25 protein-coding genes and 1 pseudogene are annotated in these 24,042 nt (G+C 63.0%); 9 read left to right on the forward strand and 17 right to left on the reverse strand.

Annotation, left to right across the window (positions count from 1 at the left end):
• Positions 1 to 143 precede the first annotated feature (143 nt).
• Positions 144 to 1,229: a DNA polymerase IV gene (locus ACODSO_RS15395; protein ID WP_489037613.1), complete on the forward strand. Its 1,086-nt coding sequence runs from the start codon at positions 144 to 146 to the stop codon at positions 1,227 to 1,229.
• On the opposite strand, the gene ACODSO_RS15400 is transcribed toward ACODSO_RS15395, so the two are convergent.
• The 3 genes from ACODSO_RS15400 to ACODSO_RS15410 all read right to left on the reverse strand — a co-directional run bounded on the left by ACODSO_RS15400 (position 1,187) and on the right by ACODSO_RS15410 (position 3,094).
• Positions 1,187 to 2,182, reverse strand: coding sequence for an MBL fold metallo-hydrolase (locus tag ACODSO_RS15400; protein ID WP_489037614.1), 996 nt, complete (start codon positions 2,180 to 2,182; stop codon positions 1,187 to 1,189). The two genes, ACODSO_RS15395 and ACODSO_RS15400, sit on opposite strands and share 43 nt — an antisense overlap.
• 92 nt (positions 2,183 to 2,274) lie before the next feature.
• Positions 2,275 to 2,682 carry a CoA-binding protein gene (locus ACODSO_RS15405; protein WP_489037615.1) on the reverse strand — a complete coding sequence of 136 codons (408 nt, stop codon included), beginning with the start codon at positions 2,680 to 2,682 and terminating at the stop codon, positions 2,275 to 2,277.
• Between the two features lie 10 nt (positions 2,683 to 2,692).
• Entirely contained in the window at positions 2,693 to 3,094 is a 402-nt protein-coding gene (locus tag ACODSO_RS15410; RefSeq protein ID WP_489037616.1) for a DoxX family protein, read from the reverse strand.
• A 117-nt stretch (positions 3,095 to 3,211) separates the two neighbouring features.
• Here ACODSO_RS15410 and ACODSO_RS15415 point away from each other — a divergent pair, with 117 nt between their 5' ends.
• Entirely contained in the window at positions 3,212 to 3,499 is a 288-nt protein-coding gene (locus ACODSO_RS15415) for a hypothetical protein (protein ID WP_489037617.1), read from the forward strand.
• Between the two features lie 25 nt (positions 3,500 to 3,524).
• On the opposite strand, the gene ACODSO_RS15420 is transcribed toward ACODSO_RS15415, so the two are convergent.
• The 4 genes and pseudogenes from ACODSO_RS15420 to ACODSO_RS15435 all read right to left on the reverse strand — a co-directional run.
• A complete protein-coding gene (locus tag ACODSO_RS15420; RefSeq protein ID WP_489037704.1) occupies positions 3,525 to 4,586 on the reverse strand; it encodes a YbfB/YjiJ family MFS transporter in 1,062 nt (353 codons plus the stop codon).
• Between the two features lie 140 nt (positions 4,587 to 4,726).
• Entirely contained in the window at positions 4,727 to 5,143 is a 417-nt protein-coding gene (locus ACODSO_RS15425; RefSeq protein ID WP_068377250.1) for a VOC family protein, read from the reverse strand.
• Between the two features lie 111 nt (positions 5,144 to 5,254).
• Positions 5,255 to 6,535, reverse strand: a complete 1,281-nt coding sequence (locus ACODSO_RS15430; RefSeq protein WP_489037618.1) for a cupin domain-containing protein — start codon at positions 6,533 to 6,535, stop codon at positions 5,255 to 5,257.
• A pseudogene (locus ACODSO_RS15435) lies at positions 6,535 to 6,714 on the reverse strand (BatC protein); the annotation flags it as partial. The gene ACODSO_RS15430 and the pseudogene ACODSO_RS15435, both read right to left, overlap by 1 nt.
• A 100-nt stretch (positions 6,715 to 6,814) precedes the next feature.
• Between ACODSO_RS15435 and ACODSO_RS15440 the strand changes: the two are divergent.
• The 3 genes from ACODSO_RS15440 (at position 6,815) to ACODSO_RS15450 (ending at position 8,675) form a co-directional block, all read left to right on the forward strand.
• Positions 6,815 to 7,237 carry a hypothetical protein gene (locus ACODSO_RS15440; protein ID WP_489037619.1) on the forward strand — a complete coding sequence of 141 codons (423 nt, stop codon included), beginning with the start codon at positions 6,815 to 6,817 and terminating at the stop codon, positions 7,235 to 7,237.
• Positions 7,238 to 7,324: 87 nt separating this feature from the next.
• Positions 7,325 to 7,609, forward strand: coding sequence for a hypothetical protein (locus ACODSO_RS15445; RefSeq protein WP_489037620.1), 285 nt, complete (start codon positions 7,325 to 7,327; stop codon positions 7,607 to 7,609).
• 1 nt (position 7,610) lies between these two features.
• Entirely contained in the window at positions 7,611 to 8,675 is a 1,065-nt protein-coding gene (locus ACODSO_RS15450; protein WP_489037621.1) for a hypothetical protein, read from the forward strand.
• Between the two features lie 8 nt (positions 8,676 to 8,683).
• Here ACODSO_RS15450 and ACODSO_RS15455 read toward each other — a convergent pair whose 3' ends face one another.
• Both ACODSO_RS15455 and ACODSO_RS15460 read right to left on the reverse strand, forming a co-directional pair.
• Positions 8,684 to 8,992: a hypothetical protein gene (locus tag ACODSO_RS15455; RefSeq protein ID WP_489037623.1), complete on the reverse strand. Its 309-nt coding sequence runs from the start codon at positions 8,990 to 8,992 to the stop codon at positions 8,684 to 8,686.
• A 13-nt stretch (positions 8,993 to 9,005) separates the two neighbouring features.
• The gene (locus tag ACODSO_RS15460) at positions 9,006 to 10,712 is read right to left on the reverse strand and encodes a sodium:solute symporter family protein (RefSeq protein WP_489037624.1); all 1,707 of its coding nucleotides are present in this window, start codon (positions 10,710 to 10,712) and stop codon (positions 9,006 to 9,008) included.
• A 168-nt stretch (positions 10,713 to 10,880) separates the two neighbouring features.
• Between ACODSO_RS15460 and ACODSO_RS15465 the strand changes: the two genes are divergently transcribed.
• Genes ACODSO_RS15465 through galK form a run of 3 tightly spaced genes read left to right on the forward strand, consistent with a single transcriptional unit; the run spans position 10,881 to position 13,839 of the window.
• Complete coding sequence (locus ACODSO_RS15465; protein WP_489037625.1) at positions 10,881 to 11,663, forward strand: DeoR/GlpR family DNA-binding transcription regulator; 783 nt, start codon at positions 10,881 to 10,883, stop codon at positions 11,661 to 11,663.
• Positions 11,660 to 12,748 carry a galactose-1-phosphate uridylyltransferase gene (gene galT / locus ACODSO_RS15470; protein WP_489037626.1) on the forward strand — a complete coding sequence of 363 codons (1,089 nt, stop codon included), beginning with the start codon at positions 11,660 to 11,662 and terminating at the stop codon, positions 12,746 to 12,748. The genes ACODSO_RS15465 and galT overlap by 4 nt, the downstream gene beginning before the upstream one ends.
• Positions 12,745 to 13,839 carry a galactokinase gene (gene galK, locus ACODSO_RS15475; protein WP_489037628.1) on the forward strand — a complete coding sequence of 365 codons (1,095 nt, stop codon included), beginning with the start codon at positions 12,745 to 12,747 and terminating at the stop codon, positions 13,837 to 13,839. The genes galT and galK overlap by 4 nt, the downstream gene beginning before the upstream one ends.
• 29 nt (positions 13,840 to 13,868) lie before the next feature.
• Here the strand turns inward: galK and ACODSO_RS15480 are convergent, their stop codons facing one another.
• The 6 genes from ACODSO_RS15480 to ACODSO_RS15505 all read right to left on the reverse strand — a co-directional run bounded on the left by ACODSO_RS15480 (position 13,869) and on the right by ACODSO_RS15505 (position 20,483).
• Entirely contained in the window at positions 13,869 to 14,996 is a 1,128-nt protein-coding gene (locus ACODSO_RS15480) for a PDR/VanB family oxidoreductase (protein ID WP_489037630.1), read from the reverse strand.
• A complete protein-coding gene (locus tag ACODSO_RS15485; RefSeq protein ID WP_489037632.1) occupies positions 14,993 to 15,841 on the reverse strand; it encodes a metal-dependent hydrolase in 849 nt (282 codons plus the stop codon). The genes ACODSO_RS15480 and ACODSO_RS15485 overlap by 4 nt, the downstream gene beginning before the upstream one ends.
• A 139-nt stretch (positions 15,842 to 15,980) precedes the next feature.
• Positions 15,981 to 16,796 (reverse strand): SDR family oxidoreductase, encoded by an 816-nt coding sequence (locus tag ACODSO_RS15490; RefSeq protein WP_489037634.1) that lies wholly within the window; start codon positions 16,794 to 16,796, stop codon positions 15,981 to 15,983.
• Positions 16,793 to 18,451, reverse strand: coding sequence for a bifunctional 3-(3-hydroxy-phenyl)propionate/3-hydroxycinnamic acid hydroxylase MhpA (gene mhpA / locus ACODSO_RS15495; RefSeq protein WP_489037636.1), 1,659 nt, complete (start codon positions 18,449 to 18,451; stop codon positions 16,793 to 16,795). The genes ACODSO_RS15490 and mhpA overlap by 4 nt, the downstream gene beginning before the upstream one ends.
• The gene (locus ACODSO_RS15500; protein WP_068377277.1) at positions 18,448 to 19,383 is read right to left on the reverse strand and encodes a fumarylacetoacetate hydrolase family protein; all 936 of its coding nucleotides are present in this window, start codon (positions 19,381 to 19,383) and stop codon (positions 18,448 to 18,450) included. Before ACODSO_RS15500 ends, mhpA begins: the two co-directional genes overlap by 4 nt.
• Positions 19,380 to 20,483, reverse strand: coding sequence for a VOC family protein (locus ACODSO_RS15505; protein ID WP_068377279.1), 1,104 nt, complete (start codon positions 20,481 to 20,483; stop codon positions 19,380 to 19,382). The genes ACODSO_RS15500 and ACODSO_RS15505 overlap by 4 nt, the downstream gene beginning before the upstream one ends.
• 168 nt (positions 20,484 to 20,651) lie before the next feature.
• On the opposite strand from ACODSO_RS15505, the gene ACODSO_RS15510 reads away from it, so the two are divergent.
• The gene (locus tag ACODSO_RS15510) at positions 20,652 to 21,299 is read left to right on the forward strand and encodes a TetR/AcrR family transcriptional regulator (RefSeq protein ID WP_068377278.1); all 648 of its coding nucleotides are present in this window, start codon (positions 20,652 to 20,654) and stop codon (positions 21,297 to 21,299) included.
• Between the two features lie 18 nt (positions 21,300 to 21,317).
• Here the strand turns inward: ACODSO_RS15510 and ACODSO_RS15515 are convergent, their stop codons facing one another.
• Entirely contained in the window at positions 21,318 to 22,028 is a 711-nt protein-coding gene (locus tag ACODSO_RS15515) for a class F sortase (RefSeq protein WP_489037639.1), read from the reverse strand.
• A gap of 8 nt (positions 22,029 to 22,036) precedes the next feature.
• A complete protein-coding gene (locus ACODSO_RS15520) occupies positions 22,037 to 23,503 on the reverse strand; it encodes an ice-binding family protein (protein WP_489037641.1) in 1,467 nt (488 codons plus the stop codon).
• Positions 23,504 to 24,042: the final 539 nt, after the last annotated feature.

A 24,042-nucleotide genomic window follows, 5' to 3' on the forward strand; every position in this document is an offset into this window, starting at 1 on the left:
CGAACATCGCGCTTATCTTGGCACGCTCGGTGGGTGCGCGCAGGAAGCCGATTGCAACTCGGGAGGCTCAACTGCACCTTTGCTGCGGGAATTCGATCGAATTCATTCACTCGAACGACCAAGGGATGGCGCAGAATGACTACATGACCGCACCGCCGCGCCGACGGTGGGTGCTTCATGTCGACATGGACCAGTTCATCGCCGCGGTCGAGGTGCAGCGAAATCCCGACCTGGCGGGAAAGCAGGTCGTGGTCGGCGGACGCGGCGACCCGACCGAACGGGGGGTTGTCTCGACAGCGTCGTACGAAGCACGGGCATTCGGAGTGGGGTCGGGGATGCCGTTACGCGTGGCAGTCAAGAAACTCCCAGACGCAGTATTCCTGCCGGTCGACGGAGAGGCGTACACCGCGGCGTCGAACATCGTCATGGAGGCGCTTCGGAGTCTGGGCGTCGTCGTGGAGGTGATGGGTTGGGACGAGGCGTTCCTCGGTGTCGAGACCGAGGATCCGGTTCAGTTTGCGCGGAAAGTGCACGATACGGTCTTCGACGCGTCAGGCCTGCATTGCTCGGTTGGCATCGGGGACAACAAGTTACGGGCCAAGACTGCTACCGACTTCGGGAAGCCTCAGGGGATCTACACGCTCACCGCGGAGAACTGGTTCGAAGTGATGGGCGAGCGATCGACCGAGGCGCTGTGGGGAATCGGCAAGAAGACCGCGAAAAAGCTTGCCACGCTGGGTATCACGACAGTATCCGAGCTTGCGGCCGCAGACGACGCCACGCTTGCCGCCGCATTCGGGCCGAAGACTGGGCCCTGGATCGGTACCAAAGGGCGAGGCGTCGACCACTCACCCGTGTCGTCGGAACCATGGATCCCGCGTTCACATAGCCGCGAAACGACCTTCCAGCAGGATCTCGAGAATTGGGACGCGATCACCGAGGAAGTTCGACGTCTGTCGCTGAAAGTGCGTGAAGATCTTGTCGCCGACGACAGGAAAGCGGTTCGCGTCACGTTGAAAGTCAGGTACGCGCCGTTCGAAACTCACACCACGACAGCTGCGCTCACGGCCCCGACGTTCGACCCTGACGTCATCTCCGATGCGGCTGCTGCGTTGATCGACCGCCTCGATCGGTCGCGGAAAGTCAGGCTGATGGGTGTGCGATTGGAGATGACCCCACCGGCCGATCAGACGCGAGCGAACAGTGCGGGTGAAGAACCGGGAACCTGAGCAACCTGATTTCGCGTGACGAGATGCCGCAGGTGCGCAGCCGCCTCGGACAGTGCCATCGTCTTCCCCATCGGAGATATTGCTGCCCACGGTTTGTACCACTTCATCCGCTCGGCAACTTGCCAGATGGTGATCTCGTCGTCACCGAAGGCGTCGTACAGATGATCGAGCCGTTCGCCGTGATGTTCGACGAGCTCTCCCGCCCGGCCGGCTACGTCGGCGATCGGGAGTCCGTGGGCTCCGAGCCCACGTGTGACGTTCATGGACTGCACGAGACGTAGTGAGTCCATGAACTCCGCCAGCGCATCGCGTTCTTCCAGGGGGTAGACGAAGTTGCCGACGTGGGGCGTCGTCTTCTGCAGTACGTGGTCTCCCGTGAACATGATGTCCGATTCGGGCAGATGGAAGCACACATGCCCCGGGGTATGACCCGGTGTGAACACCGCGCGCAGTTCGCGACCGGTCAGCGCGACGGTCTCTCCGTCGACGAGGACTCGGTCGGGCGCTGAGTCGGGTCCTGTGGGAGCGCGGAGGTCTACCTGCTTCCAGGCCTCGATGTCCTCCTCCGGCGCCCCGGCTGCCCGCATGTTCACTCGCTGCCATTCGAGCCACTGCTCGTCTCTGGGGGCGGTCATACCCTCGAATTGGGAGTAGTCGGCCTCGTGCATGGCGATCCAGGCCCCGGATGCTTCGCGAACACGACCACACAGCCCGACGTGGTCGGGATGGAAGTGCGTCAGAACTACGCCTTCGACGTCGGAAACCGAATGTCCGATCGCTTCCAACCCCGTGGTCAGGCCGTTCCACGCGTTCTCGTCGTCCCATCCGGCATCGACGAGAACGAGTCCGCCTGGGGACTCCATGGCATAGACGAGCGTGTGGCCGAGCGGGTTGTCGGTGATGGGAACCGGAATCTGGAAGATTCCATCGCCGATCGGGGCTGCGTCGCTCATGGCACTACCTCGTTGCTTGGTCCAAGTAATGAGTTCTCTTCACTCCATACTGACCGCCTCGTCGAGGCGCGTGGCAAGCGGGTCCGACAGAACTAGCGTCGACGCCATTCGATGGCCGGGCACGTGTCCATCACCATCGGGACACCCGAGGCGATGGTCCGCTCGAACGCTGCCTCGTCGATCACGCCCAACTGGAACCAGACCGCCTTCGCACCGACAGCAACTGCCTCATCCGCGAACTTTCCTGCCGAGTCCGATTTCCGGAACACATCGACGACATCGATGGGGAACGGAACGTCGGAAAGAGTCGCGTAACCCTGCTCGCCGAGCACGGTCGGCGCACTCGGATGAATGGGAACGATGCGCTTGCCTCGCTTCTGCAACAGGGCTGCGATCTCGTACGCGGTTCGATCCGGATTGCCGGACAAGCCGACGACGGCCCAGGTCTCGAGGTCGTCGAGCATCAGGTCGACGGACTCGGTTTCCTGCCACGAGGTCATGCCGGAAACGCTACACCGCGTTCGATCGGGAGCGCCATGTTTGCCAGGCGTCCGTGCACCACAGGGCCCATACGATCAGCAGCGGCTGGAACAGGAGTCGGACACCCCGGCTCGCATCGGTGTCCAGTCCGAATGCGTCTGTGTGAGTCAGAAATTGAGAGATGTTGCCGGGAAAGACCGCGACGAAGAACGCGGCGACGATCCACCCCGTCGGCGCCGAGCGGCGAACGAGGACAATCAGAGCCAGACCTAGAACGACCTCGACGACACCCGAGGCGAGGACTACGAAGTCTGCATCGAGCGGCACCCATGTCGGCACCTGGGCCTGAAACTCCGAGCGAGCCCAGAACAGGTGGCTGAGGCCCGCGAACACGAGGAACGCTCCGAGCAGCACGCGAGCAATCGACTTCATACGACGATCGTGCCGCAGGGGGTGGGGTAGGTCCACCCCTGGGGTCGGTATCGAAGACGGTCGGGTTCGACGAAAGTTGTTCTTGTCCAGCAGAGCAGACCAAAGGAGATCACCCCCATGAACATTCGCCGAATCACCGCCACACTCGCTGCCGCAGCCTTCGTGACGGGCGCAGGTGCATCGCTCGCCCACGCCGAACCGATCGATCCGGTCAACGGACCGGGTCGGGGATGCCCCATCGTCAACACCGATTCCAACGGCAACGAGACGGTCACCTACGCCCACCCGGGCGATCGAAACGGTGTGCTGGTGTGCGGAAAAGACGGAGAGTGGTCGTTCGGGCGCACAGCGGGTGGCTACAACGGAGTCGTACAGGCCCCCAATGCAGGGGTAGCGCACCGTTGAGTCGAATGGCGAGTGCGCGAGGTGGCTATGAGGTCGCGTGCAGACGCGCGGCCGCAACTGCACCGACGGTACCCAGCGCCAGGACGACCGTCGCGACGACGAAGGCGACCTTGTAGGAGTTGCCGAGGGCAGGCGCTACCACGAGTGGTCCCAGAACCTGCCCGACGCCGTAGACCGCAGTCAACGTTGCCGCCGTTCGTCCGATTGGCAGTCTGGCTGCGGTGCTCAGCGTGAGCATCGTGATGCCCATGAACGTGCCGCCGAAGAGTACGGCCGAAACTACGGCGACTCCGGAACTCTCGGACAGAGCAGGTAGCAGGGCAGAGAGCGTCTGGAGCGAGAACGCCGCAACGAGTGCGCGCCGCATCGTGATTCGACGAGCGATGGCCTGCCACAGCACGGTCGCGGGAACTGCAGACAGGCCGACGACGATCCACACTGCCGGACCGACCGAGGAATCACCGTGGCCGCCGACTGCGGCCACGAGGAAGGTGCCGACGATGATGTAGCCGAGACCCTCGAAGAAGTAGGCAGTCAGCAAGACCCGCCAGATCAGCCGCTGCCGAGCGGACGGACCGGCGTCATCATCGGGCAGGTGAGATTCTGCGTGTATGCGCAGAGTCAGGGCTGGCGCGATCAGGACTGCCGTCAATACTGCGGACGCAATCCACAGCGCCTGCCATGAAAGGTGCGGTGCCGCAGCGAGTGTGAGAATTCCCGAGGCGGTGATGCCTGCCCCGACACCGCCGAACGTGATGCCGGGGGAAGAACCAACCTGCTTGGCGACGGTACTCGCACAGGCGAGGAACACAACGGCACTCGCCAATCCGGCCACCGAACGCAGGAGCGAGAATGCAAAAGTACTGTCCACGAACGCCATTGCGACCTCGCTGGCGACGAGAATCGCAGCCCACGACCTGAACGCGGATGTACGGTTCAGTCCGGGGCGGATCGAGAGCGCCACGGCGCCCAGGAGATACCCGGCGTAGTTCGCGGTTGCGATGACCGCACCGCTGCTTGGTGTCACACCCGCTGACTCGACCATGATGGGCAGGATCGGGGTGAATACGAAGCGACCGACGCCCATTGCCGCTGCGAGTCCTGCAGCTGCCGCGATGGATATGCGTCGACCGTCGAGTTCGTTCACGCAGCTAACGGTACCTTCGCGCTATCGAGCGCCTCGCCCACCTCTGGCGGTGATGCGGGGCCCGACATTTCTTGCGTTCGTCACGCACCTCCGCTGGAAATGTTCACCAGCCAGTTGATCCCGAACTTGTCGGTCAGCATTCCGAACGTGTCACCCCATGGAGCCGCGTTCAGGCCCATGGTGTTCTGCGCGCCGTCGGCGAGCTTGTCCCAGTATCCGGTGAGCTCGGCTTCGTCTTCGCCGCTCAGTGAGACGGAGATGTTGTCGCCCACGTTCAGGTTCATACTGGCAGGAGTGTCTGCGCCCATCAGTGTCAAGCCCGACGGGGACTCGAGCTGGCCGTGCATGATCTGGTCCTTCTCGGCCGGATCCTCGCTCGCACCGAAATCGGCGAACGTGTTGAGGAGGAGTTCGCCGCCGAAGACAGTCTGGTAGAACTCCATCGCTTCCCGAGCGTTGCCACGGAAGTTGAGGTACGGATTGAGTCGGGTGGGCATGGTTCATCTCCTCGTCGACGGGTACGACGACCATCGTAGAGCGTCGGCTACCTGCCCACGGCGGATTGCCCGGTGTGGACGGGCAAGTGTTGTCGAACGTGACCTACGCATTCACGAGCGGTGAGCCGCACTGGTCGTCGATGGAACCACGACGCCTTCTCGAAGTAGCCGGCGAACGACGACGACGGCGCTGCTTTGATCCAGCCCGTCAAGATCTCCAGTCCTGCAGGGCTTTCCGGAATTCAGCTGCATGATCGCATCCGAGGCCTCGATCGGGAGCGACACGGTCTTGCTCCGGAGGCCGAGGTGGACCCTGGACTCGTCGGTGCTGATCCGAGCAACCAGCCCTTGCCGCCAGACGACAGTGCTGTTCGCGTCGAGGGAGGACATGAACGACATCGTCCGTAGCGGACTCACCGGTTCCGGACGGGTGATGTCGGCGAGCCGTCGGCCCAAGCGCTCGGCGATCCGGCGGCGGGCCTGCGGCGACGCGCGGAGATCGTCGAGAACCGACGCGACGTCGTCGAGAACCCGATCCACGTACGGCAGTACCGAGTCGGAATCCGTCAGGTCGAGACCTGCCGGCAGTGGTTCCCGAAGCCGCGGTTCGTCCTGCAACAGGCCGAACAACTGGTTCGCGACGTCGTAGCGATTGAATGATGCGACACCGACGGTCAGGTGAATGGTGTTGTATCCCAGAGCTTCTGCGGAGTGTATCCAGCCGCGAGGGAGGTACAGGGCGTCGCCCGGCTCCAGCACGGTGTCGAGCAGGGGGGTCTCACTCGCACGGTCCTCGACTGCGTCCCGTCGGTCCGACCACGGCTGGTTCGACAGGGGGTGGGTATGGACAGGTGGGTGGAGGACCCATCGCTTCGCTCCGCCGATCTGTAGCACGAACACGTCGTGAACGTCGTAGTGCGGCGCAAATCCGGTGGACGATGCAGGCGTGATGTACGCATTGACCTGTGCAGGATGGCCGATGTCATCGACGAGGTCACGAACGAAGTCGATCAGCGGGGGCCAGAGGCGGTGCAAGCCCTGAAGGACGAGTGTGTGGCCGTCGGCGAATGCCGACAGCACTGCTGCCGAGTCCAACTGGTCGGCCATCTCGGCACCGAATCCGCCCGAGGACGTGAACTCCGACTTATCGAGCAGGGAACCGTCTTTCGCCATCCGGGCGAACGGCGTTCGGACTCCGCGGTGCGAGACCAATTCGTCGACAGACGCGGAGGACATCAGGTCGTCGAACGAGCCAGGCAGTTCGTGTGCGCGGGACAGTAGCGGCTTCCGGCCCCAGTAGTCGTCGGCAAAGGTACGTTCGTCGACGGAAATCAGACGACCGAGCGCGGACCGGTAGTCCGGTCCACGCTCGTCCGCGCGACGATCGCTCAAGCCGTACCGTCCGCACCGCCGTCGTGGCCGTTGGGGTTCGAGCCGCCGTCGGCTGGGCCTTCGCCGGGTCCGGCAGCGCCGTCGGCTCCGCCGTCGTGGCCGTTGGGGTTCGAGCCGCCGTCGGCTGGGCCTTCGCCGCTGGATCCGCTTGTGGTGATGTCGTCGTCGTTGATGCTCATCGAATGCCTTTCGGTCGACGTGGGTGCTGCGAGCAGGGGACTGCCCTGCTCGGACCATGCATTGACGATTCGCACTGATTTCAAACACTACGATCGCCGTATGAAAGCGCGCTCGGTGACTCTCTCCGACCTGGGTGCTTGGGTGATCAAGTGTAATCCTGCCAAGACCGATCTGGCGTCGATGATTGCGACGGGAAAAGCGCAGCAGCATTGGTGTGTGGCCACCAACTATCGGACCGAACTGATGGCGGCCGGCCAACCTGTTCTCTTCTGGGTAAGCGGTGCTGCGCGTGGACTGTGGGGTGCCGGTCGTATTACCGGCGCACCGATCCGCGGCGCGGTCTGGACAGTGCCGACCGATATCGACCTCTTCGCCGACCCGATCGACGCGTCCCGTTTGTCCGCCGTTCCCGACCTGGCGTCGATGGAGGTCTTTCGGTCGGCGCAGCAATCGAATCCCTCGTGGGTCAGCAAGCGCGAATGGGCAGCTATTCGGACGTTGATACCGATCGAAATGACGTAACCGAGAAGACTGGTGGAACCGATCGGCCACCGAGCGCGTCCAATCGAGTATGAAGCCAGACGCTCTCTACGGAATCGGGGTTGTCCGATGACCATCCACGTCGATCACGAAGCGCTCGAACAAGTGTCGGACTTTTTGAACAGGACAGCGTCCGATGTCGACGCCTTGGCTACACAGATTCCGGCTGAACCCGACGCCGGGGTCGGGAGCGGCCCGCTGTTGTTGATCGTGTCGTGGTTGCTTGCAAATGCAGGACTCCTGGTCGAGGGTCTTTCGACGGCAGGAAGTGCTGTGCACGAAGCAAACTCGGCCTACCGTGGCACGGACCTGGAGACGGCGGACCGGGTAGCTCTCGAACAGTGGGCGCGCTGACATGGGGATCGATACCAGAATCGACGGAACGCCGGAGTCGGTGCACGGCATCGCCGACTGGGTCGCCCACGCAGTGGCCCCACGTATCGAGGGCGCCGCGGACGAGGTGTACGCCTCCAGGAATGTGGCCGACGCGGGATGGGACGGGCCGGCCAGTGATGTATTCGTCCACCGAACATCGTCCACCGCTTCGGATGTGGACATCTTCGCCGAGGCGGTGAACGCATGCGCCTCTCGGCTGCGCGGGGCGGCGGATGCGTTGGCGACAGCCATAGCAGCGATGGCTGCGGCCAGGGACGCCGCGTCGGCCGCAGGTTTGCTCGTGATGAGTGATTCCATCGAGGTTCCGATCCTCGACGACCTACTGCCGGCATATCGGGTGGCCGAGGACGCAGTAGCCGTTGCGCGGGAACACGAGCGGCGGTACGCGCAGGAACTGAAAGACGTCGTCGACGGACTCGTCGCCAAATGGTTCTTCATCGGTGTGGATATGATCGCCACCGGCGTCGAGGTCGGAACCGCACTGTATTCCAGCCTGCTGTCGGCGCGCGCCGAGGACCTTGCGGCCCGTGGCCGAGCACTCATCGACTCGGCTATGAATGCCCGGCCGGACGTCCCCGCCGCTCGAATTTACGACGATTACGATTGGGGCCGGGAGTTGACCCGCCGGGCCGACGACCTGGCCGAGACCGCCGCGGATCTTGCCGGGCGGGCTCGGTTGATTCCGATCAAGGTCGGCGGTCTCACCGCTGTGGCCGAAATAGCGTACGACATCTATTCCGGTACCCCCGCCAAACAGGCCGTGGTGTCGGGAGGGACAAGCATGCTCGCTACGGTCGCAACCGGCGCTGCGGTCGGCACTCTCGTCGGCGGGCCGGTCGGGGCGGCCGTCGGTGCCGGAGTCGGGGCCCTGGCCGGCATCGCTACCTCAGGGATGGTCGACGGGGTGTTCGAAGACGGCTACGAGAGCGTCGGCGACACCATGGCCGATGGCGTCGGTGCACTGCATGACACGGGCAAAGCGATCGCCGATCTGACGACCGGAGCGTGGCGTGCCGTCTTCTGATCCGCGCCTCAGGCCTCGTTCGTATCCGACGACGTCGTTGCTTCGCCGACTACAGCGGGCCGCGCGAGCGCCCAGCCGCCGAAGATGAGGGCGATGGCCAGCATGACGAGACCGACCCACAGGTTGGCGATGGTGCCGACGCTCATGTCGACGACGTTGTTCGACGGCGAGGAGTGTGTCTTGCTTCCGAACGCCGAGGGAAACAGACCTGCCAGCGTCAGCAGGACCCCATAGATGCCGAGTAGTACCCCGATGACCGATCGGATGTCGAAGAGTCGGGCGACGAGCCCCGGTGTGTTCTTCTCAGGAGTTGTCATGTCCGGATCCCTATCAGTGGAAGACGATGTTGAGAATGATGACAAGGCCCAATGCGAAGCCCGCCAACGGAACCGGGCGTCGATACCACGGGTTGGTGGCGTCCTCGGGGTCGGTGAACATCTCCCGAGGCGTCTCCGAGTAGACGAAGCCGACGAGTTCCTTGGCCGGTTTCGGCTGCGTCACCATGCTGACGCCGATGCTCACCGCGATGTCCACGACGAAGGCCGCGGAGGCTGCGACGAAGGGCATTCCCTGTCCTGGAAGGTTGATCACTCCGACTTCCGACAGCACGAACACGAACACTGCCGCCGAGGTTCCGGATACGAGTCCGATCCAACCGGCCGCGGGCGTCATGCGCTTCCAGAACATACCGAGGATGAACGTCGCGAACAGAGGTGCGTTGAAGAAGCCGAACAGCGTCTGTAGGTAGTCCATCAAGTTGGAGTAGCCCGAGGCGATCAGCGCTGTGAAGATGGCCATGATCGTCGCGACGACGGTCGCCACGCGTCCGACGGTGATGTAGTACCCGTCCTCGCGGTCCTTGACGATGTACTGCTGCCACAGGTCGTAGCTGAAGACGGTGTTGAACGCGGAAATGTTCGCCGCCATGCCGGCCATGAACGCCGCCATCAATCCTGCGATCGCGACGCCCAGCAACCCGTTGGGCAGAATGTCGCGCATCATCAACAGCATCGCGTCGTTGTACGTGATGTCGCCTGTGCCGTTTTCCTTGAGGTTGATCATGTCGCCGATGGCGGCGGCCGCGATCATGCCGGGAACCACGACGACGAAGGGCACCAACATCTTCGGGATAGCACCGATGATCGGCGCGCGCCGGGCCGCCGACATCGAACTCGAGGCCATCGCGCGCTGGACCTCGACGAAGTTCGTCGTCCAGTAGCCGAACGAGAGCACGAAGCCGAGGCCGAACACGATTCCCACTACCGACAGGATGGGGGAGTCGAAGCCGCTGAGCGCCTGACCTGGCCAGGACGAGAGCTGTTCGCTTGTCGATGCGGTCACGGTGCCGTCGGTGACGGTGGAGACGACCTTCTCCTCGAGCCCGGACCAGCCGCCGATCTTGATCAGTCCGATGATGGTCAGCGGGACCAGGGCAGCGAGGATGACGAAGAACTGCAGGACCTCGTTGTAGATCGCTGCCGAGAGTCCGCCGAGGACGGTGTAAGTCAGAACGATTGCCGCGGCGACGATCAACGACACCCAGAGCGACCAGCCCAGAAGCACTTTCACCACTGTCGCCAACAGGAACAGGTTGACGCCAGCGATGAGGATCTGCGCGACGGCGAAGCTGATGGCATTGACGAGATGCGCTCTCGCGTCGAATCGTTTGCGCATGAACTCGGGAACGCTTCGAACCTTCGAGCCGTAGTAGAACGGCATCATCACGACGCCGAGGAACAGCATCGCCGGGATGGCACCGATCCAGTAGTAGTGCATCGTCGCGAGTCCCAGTTGGGCGCCGTTGGCCGACATGCCCATGATCTCGACGGCGCCGAGGTTGGCGGAGACGAACGCGATGCCGGTGACCCACGCGGGTAACCGACGGCCGGAGAGGAAGAAGTCGAGACTCGTCGACAACTGTCGACGGGCCACGTATCCGATCCCGAGAACGAACACGAAATATACGGCAATGAGTACGTAGTCCAGCGCGTTCGTGTTGAACGAAAGCACGCCTTCTGCCGCAAGAGTCGACGTCACGCGTCAACCTCCCTGAGTGAGTGAGCTGGCTCACTGATGTGAGCGATGTGAACACAAAGTAACAGGTTCAAACAATTGCCTACATCCGATCCCCTCGAATCGCTTATATCTGTTTGGTAATGTTCGATTCATCAAGGCCGTCGTGCCCCGAATCAGAGGTAGGTGCCAATGCTGGCAGCCGAGCGGCACGCACGGATCACCGCCGCACTCCGCACTGACGGTGCGGTGAAGGTCGTCGAACTCGCCGAGCTGCTCGGCGTCTCCGAAATGACCATCCGGCGCGATCTGGACGTGCTCGACGACCGCGAACTTCTGCGCAAGGTTCATGGCGGCGCCATCACGCGCAGCAACCGAGGCGTCGAACTACCGTCGACCGCGAAGGCCGCCCGTCAGCATGCCGAGAAGGTGGCTATCGGGCGCGCTGCGTTGGGCAGTGTCGAGGACGGGATGACCGTGGCGATCAGCGCCGGGACGACCGCGCTGGAACTCGCACGCCTTCTTCACGGCCGGTCGTCGATCACCGTCGTCACCAATTCCATTTCGATCTTCCAGGAATTGACGGGACACCCCGACGAACCGAACCCGGTGGTGTACCTGACCGGCGGTTCGCGAACGCCGTCCGATGCGCTTGTCGGACCGATCGCCAACGCCGCGCTCCATTCCTTTCGCGTCGACGCAGTCTTTCTCGGAGTTCACGGCTTCGACATCGAATCCGGATTGACCTCGCCGAATATCGCTGAGGCGGAGACGAATAGAGCACTCATCTCGACGAGTCGTCGACTGTTCGTCCTCGCGGACAACACCAAGTACCGCGAAGTGGGGACCAACGTGTTCGGACGAATGGCCGACATCGACACACTCGTGGTCGACGACGGCCTCGACGCATCCGATCGATCGGCGCTCGCACCGCACGTGCAGAACATTCTCGTAGCCGAGACGGAGAAAGAATGACCACTACCGAGCAGCCCGTTCGCAGCGCCCTCGCCGACGGGCGCGAGATTCTCTTCTACTCGTTGCCAGGCAACACCGCTCGCCCTGTCCCCGATGTGCGGCCGCTTGCGGCACGGTCGGCGACAACGCAATCGGAGGTCCGTCGCGACCGTCAGACAGGGGACTGGGTTGCGATCGCCGCGCTGCGGCAGGATCGCACCTACAAGCCGCCTGCCGATCAGTGTCCGTTGTGCCCATCACCAGCAGGAGATCGCAGCGAAGTTCCCGCGGCCGACTACGACGTCGTCGTGTTCGAAAACCGTTTTCCCAGTTTGTCTCACGCAGGTGACGGCGCGCCTGCCCTGCACGCGGACGCGCGGGAAGCGGCGGGAATCGGTAGGTGCGAGGTCATCTGCTTCTCCAGCAACCACACCGCGTCGTTTGCGGACCTGACTCAGGATCACGCACGGTTGGTAGTCGATGCGTGGCGGGCGCGGACCGAGTCGATGATGGCGATGGACGGGGTGGAACAGATCTTCTGCTTCGAGAATCGCGGCGAAGAGATCGGGGTGACGTTGTCGCACCCACACGGCCAGATCTACGGCTATCCGTATCTGACGCCGCGCACCGCATCCATGCTCCGGCAGGCACGCGAGTTCGCCGAGTCCCATTCGTCGAACCTCTTCGCGGACATTCTCGCCACTGAAATCGACGATGGTCGACGAATTCTGATTGCCGACGAATACTTCACAGCCTTCGTACCGTTCGCAGCGCGCTGGCCCGTCGAGGTGCACATCTATCCGAATCGGCACGTGCACAACCTGACCGAACTCACCGAGGCCGAACTGGATTCTCTGACGGCTGTGTATCTCGACGTGCTAGGGCGGTTCGATCGAATGTATCCCGCTCCGCTGCCTTACATTTCGGCACTCCATCAGTTTCGGCCCGAGGGCGTGCAGGCGGACGGATACTTCCACATCGAGCTGATGTCGGTGCGACGGTCGGAGACGAAGTTGAAGTACCTGGCCGGTTCCGAGTCGGCGATGGACGCATTCGTCACCGACGTGACGCCGGAACAAATGGCTGACCGATTGAAGGCACTATGAACACCGTTATTGCGCAGGCGCCGGGTCGAATCAACCTGATCGGCGAACACACCGACTACAACCTGGGCTTCGCTATGCCGATCGCGCTCGAGGAACGAACGACGGTTCGGTTCGAACCGGACGGGACGGGACGAATTACTCTGCGGAGCAACGAGGAAGGTGACGGATCCTCGTTCGCCTTGTCTGCTCGGCCTGGAGACGTGGAAGGCTGGGCCGAGTACCCCGCAGGGGTGATCTGGGCGTTGTCAGCGGCCGGTCACAGCGTCGTCGGTGGGACCATGGAGGTCAGCAGCGACGTGCCCATCGGTGCAGGCCTGTCCTCGTCGGCTGCCCTCGAATGCGCGGTGCTGTTGGCGATGAATGCGGCGACGGCTACCGCCATGGACTGGTCGACCGTCGCCCGTATCGCTCAGCGAGGAGAGAACGACTTCGTCGGAGCGCCTACCGGTTTGATGGATCAGCTGGCCTCACTGAACGGTGAGGCGGACCGAGCGCTTCTCATCGATTTCGACAGCACTTCGGTGCGGACGGTCGAGTTCGATCTCGCTACGCACGGGCTGGTACTCCTGGTTGTCAATTCCAATGCTGCGCATCAGCACTCGACGGGGGAGTACGCGTCGCGTCGAGAGTCGTGCACTCGGGCTTCCCGAATATTGGGTGTCGACTCGCTACGCCGGGTGCAGGGACACGACATTCTCGACCGCATCGAAGACGAAGTCGACCGACGCCGGGTCCGACACATCCTGACCGAGAACCAGCGGGTGCTCGACAGTGCACAAGCGATGGCGGACGGCGACTTTCGACGTCTCGGCGCGCTGATGGCACAGTCTCACGCGTCGATGCGCGACGACTTCGAGATCACCACCCCGCACATCGACCTCATCGTGGACTCGCTTCTCCGCCACGGCGCCCTCGGCGCCAGGATGACCGGCGGTGGTTTCGGCGGCTGCGTGATCTCGTTGGTACCGGCGGCCGAAGTCGACACCATGTCCGCGGCCGTCACCGAGGACATCTCCGCCGGAGGGTTCCCTGCTCCGACGATATTCACCGCCCGAGCGGCTGCGGGCGCGCAGGTCTGCACTGACCCTTAGTCTCCTAGCGCACGTACGAATACCGGTTGCTAGAGGTCCAGTACGATCCGGCCGCCGGTGGCGCGGGAGACGCAGATGAGCATGTCGGTGTGTTGTTCTTCGGGGGTGAGTCGGGTGTCGCGGTGGTCGGGGGTGCCGGCGAGGACGCGGGTGCGGCAGGTTCCGCAGAATCCTTGTTGGCAGGAGTATGCGACGTCGGGTCTGATCCGGCGGATGGCGTCGAGTGCGGTTTGGTCGGGGGCGACGGTGACGATGTCGCCGGTGTCGACGAGTTGGACTTCGAATTCGACGCCGCCGATGACGGGTGGTGGGGAGAACCGTTCGAAGTACAGGTGGGTGGCCTCGCTGTCCTCGACGCTCCTGCGCACTGCGGCAATCATCGGCGGTGGCCCGCAGCAGTAGACGGCTCCGTCGGTGAGTTGGGTGAGTAGGTCCGGCCCGGTCGGGACGCCGTCTACGTCGTCGGTCCAGACTCTGACCCGGGTACCGTCCCACCCTTCGATTTCCGCGAGAAAGGGCATCGAGTTCCGGGAACGTCCGCAGTAGGTGAGATGCCAGTCCATGCCCGCGGCCCGCGCGGCGCGCACCATCGGCAGGATTGCGGTGATCCCGATACCGCCGGCGATGAATAGCGCCTGTCCACGGGGAACGAACGGAAATCCGTTGCGTGGTCCCCGCACTCGCACTTCGGTCCCCACCTCGAGTCGGTGCATCTCCTGTGATCCGCCGCCACCGTCGGGAATCAGGCGTACTGCGACGGTGTAGTTGGAACGGTCGGCGGGGTCACCGCACAGGGAGTACTGTCGCCGTCGCCCGGACGGAAGGTGGACATCGAGGTGCATTCCGGGTGCCCACGCGGGGAGGTCTGTGCCGTGCGGTGAGGTGAACGTCAGACGCACGACCTGCTCGTCGACACAGAGCACCTCCCGCCGCGCGAGCGTCAACGACACCGAACGAAACACTGCCGGTGCGGCGTACGCATCGTCGTAGTGACCACCGTCGAGGAGGGCGAACCACTTGTCCAACGTGTCGGTGACCAACGAGACCGTCTGATCGGGTATCGCCCGCCCGTACAGATCCGGCGGGATCGTCCTCCCCTGCCGAAAAGACTCGACGGTCTCGGTCACGAGCGCCCACCTACGCCGCAGGCCCCTCATCGGGCGGCGGCGCGGGCGGCCGGTGACGACGCCAAATACTGGACCGCCTGTTCGGTGCTACCTTCCCGCTCAGGGTGGTAGCCGGACTTGAAGTACCGCAGCGACGCAGCCGCGATCATCGCCGGGGACGGGAACAGTCCCCGCCGTGCGACATCGCGATACGCCCGCAGGGTAGGCCGGCGTTTACGCCGCGGCAGATGCGCCAACGTCGGATCCTGCTCCATCAGAAACCGCACCCCGCGGGTCCAGAACCACACCAGGGCCGGGGCGATCGCGAGATAGGTGCGCAGTCGCCGGGCCGGGCGAACATCGAAGTACTGCATCACCTCGAACGCGACGGATCGGTGCTCGACTTCCTCGGCGCCGTGCCAGCGCAGCAGATCGAGCATCGTGGCATCGAAGTCGACCTCGTCGAGTGCGCGGGCATTGAGGACCCAGTCACCGAGAAACGCCGTCAGATGTTCCACCGCAGCGATCAACGCCACTCGTTCGATCAACGAGTTACGGCTGTGACCCTCACGGTTCCCGAGAGCCCGCCCGAACAGAAACTGCATCTGCTGCACGTACGGAGCGACGTCGATGCCGTGGCCGGTCAACGAATCGAGAACCTCGGTGTGTGCGGCGGCATGGACTGCTTCCTGCCCGATGAACCCGATCACATCGTCGCGGAGCTGCTCGTCGTGGATCAACGGCAATGCCTCTTTGAACGTACGCACGAACCACTCCTCACCCTCGGGTAGGAGCAGATGCATCACATTGACCAAATGTGTCGCCAACGGATCACCGTCGACGTAGTGCAACGGCAACGACGCCCAGTCGAACGAGACGTTCCGGGCCTGCAACACAACCCGATCACCTGGTCCGCTGGAATGAACCGAATGATCGTCGAATTCTCGTGCCAATGTGATCGTCCCCCCCCGGGATCCGTGTGCAAAGAACTGTCGAACACAGCTGAACTGATTTGCCGCGGTTAGGTTTTCCTACTCAGCCGCTGTGCGGTCGGCTCGGTAGTCCATAGGCTTTGGCTGTGAACTTCTCCATGACTGTGCGCGGTAGCACTCTCCGCGCGAAGAACACCAGTGGCGCATTGCTCCCCACCGCGTAAAGAGGGTGCGTGTGTGCGTCCTCGATGGCCTCCAGTACGGTCTTGGCGACCTTCTCCGCTGAGATACCTTGTGCTTCTTTGGCATCAAGCTTCGCGATCACGGTGGTGAAGTCGCGATGATACGGCGAATGCGGGCCGCAGTACTTGGTGCGCCGTGCGGAGAGTCCGGTATCGATCGATCCGGGCTCGACGGTAGTGATGTCGATGCCGAATGGCTTCAGCTCGTACCGCGCTGCCGTCGAGAATCCGTTCAGCGCGGCCTTGGTCGCGGCATAGGACGAGCGATACGCGAGTGGAAAGCTCGCCAGCATCGAACCGACGTTGACGATCGTGCCGCGGCGACGCTCTCGCATCCCGGGCAGGACGCATTGGATGAGTTCGATCGCGCCGAAGACGTTGAGCTGGAACAGCCGGTTCACGGCGTCCATCGGCAGCTCTTCGAGCGGGCCGCACTGGCTCTCGCCGGCGTTGTTGACGAGGACGTCGACGTCGACGTCGCGCAGACCATCGGCGAATGTGCGTATGGACCCCGAGTCGGTCAGATCCAGGTCGCGGTACTCGACGCCCGGCACCGGGTCCGAGATCGACGATGCATCTCTACTGGTACCGATTACGTGGAATTGCTGTGAGTGCAGCAACTCTGCGACGGCACGTCCGATGCCCGAGGTTGCTCCGGTGACGATGGCGGTTGTCATGCGTGCCTCTTGGTTCTGGTTCTGGTTCTGCTGGTGACGGCGGGCGCCGAGTCGACATCTCTCGTGCGCTCGGCGGGTGGTGGATCTGCGTGCTGGCGAAAAGCAGTGGTGGGCACCTTGGTGTGCAGTGCGGGGACAGAGCGTCCCGACGCCATCACGGTCCGGTCCGGGCGGACGATGGCCGCGATCGCGTGGCCGCGGCGCAACCAGACACCGAGGTCCGATGACGCGGGCACTTCGATGGGCACCGCACCTCGGCGCGTGACCTCTCGGCGCTGGCCGACAGTAAGGGGCGTCGAGGTAACGAACAAGAACTGTCCCGGGGCGACGCGGTCGAGTCGTTCGCCGTTGTCCAACACACTGTTCGGGCAGAGGGAGCCGGGCAGGCCCATCACCGACACCGGTGAACGCAGAACATACTCGGATCGAGGAAGTCGAGGGGTGGTGCTGTCGGTTGCTTTCGTGCCGATGACCGGGACGTAGCCGAGCAGGGGCGCAATGTTCTTTCGGACAGCGCTGGTCACCCGGCTGCCTCCGGTCATGGCCCACCCGATCTGCACAGCCAGCTTGATCATCGCCGTCGCATGCGCTTTCCGCTCGGTCTGGTAGCTGTCGAGCGCCGTTTCGGGCAAGGAACCTCCGAGGACGCCGGCCAGCTTCCAGATCAGATTGCGCGCGTCGCGAAGCCCCGCTCCCATGCCCTGACCGATGAACGGCGGGGTCAGATGCGCGGCGTCGCCGAGCAGAAACACCCTGCGGTCACGCCAGCGATCGACTACTTGCGCCCGAAATGTGTACTCGGCGCAGCGAATCAACTTCAGGTCGTCCCGGGCGACGTCGCCGAGCCACGGGGCGATCAGCGGTCGAATCGCGTCGAGGTCTGCGAAGGAGTCCAGGTCCTCGTTGTCATGCATCCGGAACTCCCATCGATACCGGGAACTACCGATGCGCATGTATGTCGCAGCTCGTTCGCCGTCGCACACCTGGTGTACGCCCTCCCACTGCTGCAGGTCGGCGTCGGTGGAGATGTCGACGACCAGCCAGCGCTGCGCGAACCCGAGGTCCTCCATCTTCGAACCGATAGAGCTGCGAACCACGCTGTTGGCTCCGTCGCACCCGAGGACGAAGTCGGCGGTCACCCAATGACGAGCCCCGTCCGCCGTATCGGTGAACAGCACTTTGACGCTGTCGTTCTGGTTCTGGACGTCGATGATTTCGCATCCACCGCGCGTCTGAACGGTGTCGAAGCGCGGCAGGTGCGATCGCATGAGGATTTCGAGATCTGGTTGATCGAACATGTTGGCCTGGGGGAATCCGTTCGGCCGAATGTCCGGGTCCCGCTCGAATTCGGCGAGCGTGCGAATTTGTTTGTCGCACAGTCGTAGACCGCGTCCTGGGCGAGAAATGGCCGCGAACTCCTCGGCCAGTCCGAGGTCCGAGATGATGCGGTAGACCTCGTCGTCGAGATGGACCGCCCGCGGCTGCGGGTAGACGTCGTCCCACCGGTCCAACACGAGACAGGAAATCCCGTAGGAGCCCAGTAGCAGTGCTGCGGTCATGCCGGTAGGCCCGGACCCGACGATCACCACCGGGAAGTGATCGCCATCGCGCATGTCCGGCCTACCTGTGGGCGCACCGGATTCGGTGCGGTTCATCGGTAGGTGACCGCCGTCCGCTGAACCCCCAGATCGAGGGCGCCGTCGGGTGTGGCACAGGTCAGCTCGAGGACATCACCGTCGTGCAGGTAGTTCGGGTTGGATGCCTGCTTCTTGAAGAAGATCTTCCACTTGACCGAGGGCGGGACCAGCGATCCGAGCAGTTCGATCGGCTTGGCCGGTGCTTTCAAAGCTGTGCCGCCGGGGGTCCCCGTCAGCAGGAGATCGCCGGCGTCCAGACGTTGGAATCCACTCAGAGCTTGAAGTGTCTCGACCGGCCGGTAGATCATGTCGGCAACCGTACTGTTCTGTCGTACTGCGCCATTGACTCTCAGAGTCAACTCGAGGTCTCCGAAACGATCGAACTCGCCCTCTTCCAGGAGCACCAGGAGCGGACCGACCGGGGTGAACGTGGGGTAGGACTTGCCCTCGTAGAACTGTGTCTTGGGCAGCTGCACGTCGCGCGCGGAGACATCGTTGGTGATGACCAGTCCGGCGACGTATTCGCCGATGTTGTTGGCGTTGATCCGTGTTCCCACCGGCACGGTCTTGCCGAACACGAGGCCGATCTCGATTTCGTAGTCGAGAAGCTGCACATGCTTTGGCTTGACGATGTCGTCGGTCGGTCCGCTGATAGATCCGGAGGTCTTGCGGAAGAAGGTCAGCGGGACAGTGGCGGGATTCATCCCCGAATCCTTGACGTGCGACACGAAATTGGTCATCTGTGCGACGACCCTGCACGGGGCGGTCACCGGTGAGAGTACGTCGAGGGTTTCTACTGCGACGGTCTCGGTGCTCGTGCGGGCCGCCTCGATCGCAGATCGATCCGCCAGGAGTTCGGCGGTAGTGGCGGCGTCGGTTTCGATGCGTGACGCCCCTGTCGGAGTATTCACCCACCATGCGTCGGCGGTACGTAGAACGGAGATGCTCATGAAGATGCCACTTTCATCAGGCCGCGAAGGCGTTCGGCGTCGAATTCGTTGTCATTGCGCAGTGAAGAGAGAATGGACCGAAGCTCTCGAAGAGATGCCCGGCTCGGAGCAACTCCAAGGAAGTCCTTGGACGCGGGAGGGCCCCACTGGGCCAGGCCCGACGCGGTCATCGGGGCCCATCCAGGCTCCAGAGAGCTGTCGAACATGTCCCCGTCGCTGAAATGTTCCACCAGAAAGCCGTCGGGGTCGCGCCAGTAGTCGAAGATCTGGCTGCCTTGGATGTGCCGGCCGATTCCCCACGAATGGCGGTATCCGCGTTCGGTCAAGTGTTCGCCGCCCGCGGCGATCGCATCGAGGTCCGACACTTGATAGGCGGAGTGCACGTACCGGTTCGACGGGCCGAGGGTCATGGCAAGTGTGTGGTGGTCCGTAGGGGTGTTGCCACGGTCGCACCGGATGAAGCTCATCACCGGTCCCCGCTCGCGCTGACCGTCGTAATAAAGGAAGTCGCTGACGATCAACCCCAGGTGACGTAAGTACCAGTCGAGGTTTTCGAGGTAGTCGGTTCGCTGGAGGACTACATGTCCCAGACGTTGAATGAGGGCCGGCTCGTGCGGCGGACGTTGTGTTGCATTCACCCGATGACGGGGCTCACCGAAGTTGTAGGTGTGCGTCCGTTGGCCGGGAAGATCCGCATGGACGTCGTATCCCGACACCACCTGGACGGGTTGGCCGCTCGGGTCGGTGAGCGTCACTCCAATGCCGCCCAGCGCGTCCGGAAGGCGGTGCACGCGACGTCCGGTGGCATCGGCGAGCTTCATCACGTCTGCGTCGGACGCCGCAGCGAACGCCGTGCCCACGAATCGTGTCCGCTTGCCGCGACGGATGATGACGGACGGCCCGCCGGCCTGGGTCCCACGAAGGTGGATCTCCTCGGAGGTGCGCAACGTCACCGAAAAGCCGAAAGCCAGTGCAAACGCTTCCGCCTTGACCAAATCAGGCTTGGTGAATTCCAGCCACGCGATGTCGTGAACCTTGATGATCGGGTCAGCCGCCCGCCCCGGGTGCTCCCCGGGAAGGGCTCCCTGATCCACATGCATGTTCTTGTGGCCATCCACGCCGTGTTCGTGCACTGATCCTCCTCGCTGGTGACACTATCGTCACCTATGAACACATCCTCAGTCAAGTAGATTGATAGAATCGTCAGCGGTGAGGATCAGTCAGGCTAGTGCGCGATGCCTGAGAGCTAACAGAGAAGCAGGGAAGATATGACCGAAAGCCCGAACCGACTCGAACGTCGTAAAGCGCGCACCCGAGCCGCTCTGGTGTCTTCCGCACAGGGGTTCATTGCCCGGGGCGAGTTGAATGTGCCGGTATTGGAGATCACTCAGGCCGCCGACGTCGGAATGGGTTCTTTCTACAACCACTTCGACAGCAAGGAACAACTGTTCCAGGCTGCAGTGGACGGTGCGCTCGAATTGTTGGGCGACTACCTCGACTCGCTGACCGAAGGTTCAGTAGACCCTGCGGAGGCGTTCACCAGGTCTTTTCGGATTACCGGTCGATTGTTCAGGATGCAGCCGGAGCTGAGTCGAGTACTGATTCACTCCGGTCCGGCGCTGATCACCTCGGAGCACGGGCTCGGGCCTCGGGCGGCCCGAGATATCCACGCAGCAACTGCCGCAGGGCATTTCGTCGTCCCCGACCCGGAACTGGCATTGTCGTTGGTGGCCGGGGCGCTCCTCGGACTCGGGCAGTTGCTGCTCGCGCAACCGACCCGTGACGACCATGAGGCGGTGGACCGAATGACGTTCAGCGTTCTTCTTGCCCTCGGTGTGTCCACTGCCGACGCCCGCGAATTGTGCAGCCGCCCCATACCTTCCATGAGCGAGGTTCCCACGGTGGGGGAGCACTAGTAGTTGCGTACCGAAGGCTCAGCGCGCGCTCTCCAGTTCCGCGTAGACGACGATGTTGTCGTCGTAACTTGCCGCGCTGTCGTCGAATGTTCCACCGCAGGTGATCAATCGCAATCCTGCGAATCCGATGTCGCCGTATACCGATTGAGTCGGAAACTCGGATTTCGGATACTGCGCGTTGTCGCTGACGCGAAACGTTGTCACGGTGTCGTCGGCGCGTGTGACGGTGATCGTGTCACCCGCGGTCAATTCACGAAGCCGAAAGAAGATTCCGGGACTGCCGTTCATGTCGACGTGCCCGGCGATGATCGACGGTCCGAGCTCACCGGGCGTGGGCGAGCCGGTGTACCAACCTCCAGGAAAGCCGCCGGAGGGCACCTCCATGGTGCCGTCCGATCGCAGGCCAAGCCCGATCAAGTCGGAGTCGACCTCGATCGCGGGAATTGCGATTCGGACCGGGACCGATCGGCCGACCGGTGCACTGCCGGCATCGGCGGCAGGCGCGGCCATCAACTCGGCGGATGCATTGCCCGCTGAGCCGGAGAGTGACGCCGTCGATTGGGGATTGGATTGTGCCTCGGTGTCGATCGGCGTCGAACACCCAGCGAGAATGGCCATCACGAGCATGGTTATGGCGAGCAGCCCGCCCGCCGCCGCGAACCGAAATCGGCTCGCGGCGGCGGGATGTGCGCGAAACGCTGTGGCGCCTGAGAATCCGGTGATTTTCATGGCCGTGGTCAGCGTCGACGGAGGCGAAGGAGGAGACCCGCTCCGGCAATCGACAACAATGCCAGTCCTGGCACCACCGTCATCGGACGTGTGTCCGAGATGCTTTGTGCCACTGTGCTTCCGTCACCGGTATCGACACCACCGTTGGGGATCTGAGTGATCTGACCACCGGGGTTGTTCGTCCCTGGGCCACCGGGGGCTTCCGGGGTGTTGGGGGCACCGGGTGTGTTGGGTGTATTCGGCACGTTCGGTGTGTTGGGTGTGTTCGGAACGTTAGGCACGTTGGGAACATTCGGCACATTAGGCACGTTGGGAACATTCGGCACGTTCGGCACGTTGGGAACGTTCGGCACGTTGGGAACGTTCGGAACTGTGGGAATGCCGGGGATGCTCGGAATCGTGATGACCGGCGGTACACCGGGGATGGTCGGTACTCCCGGAATGGTCGGGATGGTGATGACTGGCGGTATGACGATTGGCGGAATCGGGCCCGAACCTGTGGTTGTAGTAGCGCCCGGTGGTGTTGTGGTTGTGGGCGCGGTGGTCGTGGGTTCGGTGGTTGTGGGCGCGGTGGTCGTCGTGGTGGGCGCGGTGGTGGTGGTTGGTTCAGTGGTAGTGGGTTCAGTGGTAGTGGGTTCGGTGGTTGTGGGTTCAGCGGTGGTGGTTGTGGGTTCGGTGGTCGTCGTGGTCGGTGGTGCCGTCGTGGTCGTGGGCGGAACCGCTTCGCAGTTCGGCCGCGTGATGGTGTTGGTGTCCAGTGTCACTGCGCCGTTGCGGGCAAGGACGCGTCCGGTGACGTTGGTGCCGGTCTGCAGTGAAATCGAGGTCAGGGCCATGATGGTTCCGATGAACGTCGTGTTGGTGCCCAGTGTTGCGCTGCTTCCGATCTGCCAGAACACGTTGCAGGGGTTGGCACCTCGGATCATGGCTACGGTCGAGTTCGGGGCGGTGATCAGCGACGAACCGACCTGGAAGATGAAGACTGCGGCAGGATCGTTCTCCGCGTCGAGCGTGACAGTTCCGGTCAACCCGAGCGTGCTGTCGGCCTTGTAGATGCCCGGTGCCAGTGTCTGTCCGCCGAGATCGACCGAGGCGACTGTGGCAGGTGTTCGACCAGCGGCATCGTTGTACGCGGTCGTGAGATCGGATTGTGCTTGCAACGCAACAGCATCCGCGGCGTGGATTACACCGTTGTTCACCGAGCCCGGGGGGAAGCCCACCACGGCGGTGCCCGGGCTGACGCCCAGGTCGCCGGAAATTGTGGACGGTCCTGTGTTGGTGACGGTCTGTCCGGCGAGCACGGCGAAGCTCTCTGCGGTGCCGAGTCCGACTGTCGGCACCGCAGCCGAGGCTGTGCCTGTCGTGAACACCAAGATTGTGGCAGTGGCGGCTGCGACGGTCGCGACCAGCGCGCCCATCATGCGACGAGGAGTGGGACCTTGCTGAAGTCGAGCGCGAGAACTGTTGGTATGCATCTGAATTCGATCCTTCTGTACCATTTGCACATGCAGCATCGACATCGCTGCGGCAGGTGCTTTGAATACCTGGCGTCCCCGACTGGAGGGAACGGGAGGTAGGAGAAGTGCCCACTCGAATCGAGGGTGCGGCGCCCCAGTTCTGGAGGCGGACTATCGATCCGGGCGTCTGCTGACGATCGTGCCGATCGTGGATCGAAATTTCGAATCCGCGAGCGAAATGTGGCCGAGCGAAGATCACTCGAACCTGGCAGGCTTTCCCCGTATCGCTACGGCTTAGGGCTTTAGCAGAACACCTGCGGACATGCAAAGTCAACAAAATACCGTCCGGAACGAATGGTTTTTTTGCGCGCTGCATAGCAGGCAAATAAACCGTTTGCCATTTTGGACGGTACGTACGCTTGGAAAGCGCTCCCAAATGCTTTGGCTAACAAAAGAGTAATGACCCCGTGTGCACGGTCCAATTGGGCACGTGCACCATCGGGGTCAGCTCTGTCGGAACTCGAAGTCTCTGTGCGACTGTGCGGTTGAACGATGTC

Source organism: Rhodococcus sp. FG69 (assembly GCF_057808915.1).

What these genes read in the sequence shown, in the direction of transcription:
- ACODSO_RS15395 (WP_489037613.1), top strand. Translation starts at nt 144, where the DNA reads ATGACCGCACCGCCGCGCCGACGGTGGGTGCTTCATGTCGACATGGAC.
- ACODSO_RS15400 (WP_489037614.1), bottom strand. Translation starts at nt 2,182, where the DNA reads ATGAGCGACGCAGCCCCGATCGGCGATGGAATCTTCCAGATTCCGGTT.
- ACODSO_RS15405 (WP_489037615.1), bottom strand. Translation starts at nt 2,682, where the DNA reads ATGACCTCGTGGCAGGAAACCGAGTCCGTCGACCTGATGCTCGACGAC.
- ACODSO_RS15410 (WP_489037616.1), bottom strand. Translation starts at nt 3,094, where the DNA reads ATGAAGTCGATTGCTCGCGTGCTGCTCGGAGCGTTCCTCGTGTTCGCG.
- ACODSO_RS15415 (WP_489037617.1), top strand. Translation starts at nt 3,212, where the DNA reads ATGAACATTCGCCGAATCACCGCCACACTCGCTGCCGCAGCCTTCGTG.
- ACODSO_RS15420 (WP_489037704.1), bottom strand. Translation starts at nt 4,586, where the DNA reads ATGGGCGTCGGTCGCTTCGTATTCACCCCGATCCTGCCCATCATGGTC.
- ACODSO_RS15425 (WP_068377250.1), bottom strand. Translation starts at nt 5,143, where the DNA reads ATGCCCACCCGACTCAATCCGTACCTCAACTTCCGTGGCAACGCTCGG.
- ACODSO_RS15440 (WP_489037619.1), top strand. Translation starts at nt 6,815, where the DNA reads ATGAAAGCGCGCTCGGTGACTCTCTCCGACCTGGGTGCTTGGGTGATC.
- ACODSO_RS15445 (WP_489037620.1), top strand. Translation starts at nt 7,325, where the DNA reads ATGACCATCCACGTCGATCACGAAGCGCTCGAACAAGTGTCGGACTTT.
- ACODSO_RS15450 (WP_489037621.1), top strand. Translation starts at nt 7,611, where the DNA reads ATGGGGATCGATACCAGAATCGACGGAACGCCGGAGTCGGTGCACGGC.
- ACODSO_RS15455 (WP_489037623.1), bottom strand. Translation starts at nt 8,992, where the DNA reads ATGACAACTCCTGAGAAGAACACACCGGGGCTCGTCGCCCGACTCTTC.
- ACODSO_RS15465 (WP_489037625.1), top strand. Translation starts at nt 10,881, where the DNA reads ATGCTGGCAGCCGAGCGGCACGCACGGATCACCGCCGCACTCCGCACT.
- galT (WP_489037626.1), top strand. Translation starts at nt 11,660, where the DNA reads ATGACCACTACCGAGCAGCCCGTTCGCAGCGCCCTCGCCGACGGGCGC.
- galK (WP_489037628.1), top strand. Translation starts at nt 12,745, where the DNA reads ATGAACACCGTTATTGCGCAGGCGCCGGGTCGAATCAACCTGATCGGC.
- ACODSO_RS15480 (WP_489037630.1), bottom strand. Translation starts at nt 14,996, where the DNA reads ATGAGGGGCCTGCGGCGTAGGTGGGCGCTCGTGACCGAGACCGTCGAG.
- ACODSO_RS15490 (WP_489037634.1), bottom strand. Translation starts at nt 16,796, where the DNA reads ATGACAACCGCCATCGTCACCGGAGCAACCTCGGGCATCGGACGTGCC.
- mhpA (WP_489037636.1), bottom strand. Translation starts at nt 18,451, where the DNA reads ATGAACCGCACCGAATCCGGTGCGCCCACAGGTAGGCCGGACATGCGC.
- ACODSO_RS15500 (WP_068377277.1), bottom strand. Translation starts at nt 19,383, where the DNA reads ATGAGCATCTCCGTTCTACGTACCGCCGACGCATGGTGGGTGAATACT.
- ACODSO_RS15505 (WP_068377279.1), bottom strand. Translation starts at nt 20,483, where the DNA reads ATGCATGTGGATCAGGGAGCCCTTCCCGGGGAGCACCCGGGGCGGGCG.
- ACODSO_RS15510 (WP_068377278.1), top strand. Translation starts at nt 20,652, where the DNA reads ATGACCGAAAGCCCGAACCGACTCGAACGTCGTAAAGCGCGCACCCGA.
- ACODSO_RS15515 (WP_489037639.1), bottom strand. Translation starts at nt 22,028, where the DNA reads ATGAAAATCACCGGATTCTCAGGCGCCACAGCGTTTCGCGCACATCCC.
- ACODSO_RS15520 (WP_489037641.1), bottom strand. Translation starts at nt 23,503, where the DNA reads ATGCATACCAACAGTTCTCGCGCTCGACTTCAGCAAGGTCCCACTCCT.